The following is a 1,140-nucleotide window of genomic DNA, read 5'->3' on the forward strand; positions in this document are numbered from 1 at the left end:
AGCAAAACTAGGTATAAACACTTTCTTAAGAATTAACCTATGTCACAATAGATGAAGATAAACCAAATAGTGTGAAGTTGTAAACTAGGTATTACTGAATGGAACCGCTTTATCAGTACGCGTGGCTAGTTCCCGTCCTGCCTTTGGTAGGCGCTACCCTAGTCGGCGCGGGCTTAATTTCCTTTAATGAAGTCACCAATCGTCTGCGACAGGTAAATGCTGTATTGATCATTTCTACCCTCGGCGCGTCGATGGTGCTTTCTTTTGCGCTGCTGTGGAGTCAAATCAATGGACACGCTCCCTACAACCAAATGATCGATTGGGCATCGGCGGGTAACTTTCACCTGAAAATGGGTTATACGATCGATCACCTCAGCGCTTTAATGTCGGTTATCGTCACCACCGTGGCCTTTTTGGTGATGATTTATACCGATGGTTACATGGCCCATGACCCCGGTTATGTGCGTTTTTACGCCTATCTGAGCATTTTTAGCAGTTCTATGCTCGGTTTGGTCATCAGTCCCAACCTCGTCCAGATCTACGTTTTCTGGGAATTGGTGGGGATGTGTTCCTATCTGCTGGTAGGTTTCTGGTTCACTCGTCCGGCGGCCGCCGATGCCTGTCAAAAAGCCTTTGTTACCAACCGCGTCGGCGATTTTGGCTTATTACTGGGAATGCTGGGTCTTTTCTGGGCCACTGGCAGCTTCGAGTTTGATGTCATGGGTGAACGTCTAGAGGAATTAGTCTCTTCTGGAGCCATTGCCGGCAGTTTAGCGGCATTATTCGCCGTTTTAGTCTTCCTTGGACCGGTGGCCAAATCAGCCCAATTTCCCCTTCATGTCTGGCTACCGGATGCTATGGAAGGTCCGACCCCGATTTCGGCCCTGATTCACGCCGCCACCATGGTGGCCGCTGGAGTTTTCCTGATTGCTCGGATGTATCCCGTTTTTGAGCCAATTCCCACGGCGATGACGGTAATTGCTTGGACGGGGGCCTTTACTGCCTTCCTAGGGGCAAGTATCGCCCTCACCCAGAATGATATCAAAAAGGGTTTAGCCTATTCCACCATCTCCCAATTGGGTTATATGGTTATGGCTATGGGTATCGGCGCTTATAGTGCGGGATTATTCCACCTGATGA

At 49.2% G+C, this 1,140-nt stretch carries 1 protein-coding gene; it reads left to right on the forward strand.

Annotated elements, in window-relative coordinates:
• Positions 1–98 precede the first annotated feature (98 nt).
• Positions 99–1,140, forward strand: a 1,042-nt coding sequence (locus PX481_RS03925; RefSeq protein WP_288093733.1) for a proton-conducting transporter transmembrane domain-containing protein, incomplete at its 3' end; no start/stop codon positions are given.

This window comes from Microcystis sp. M53603_WE2, assembly GCF_030065435.1.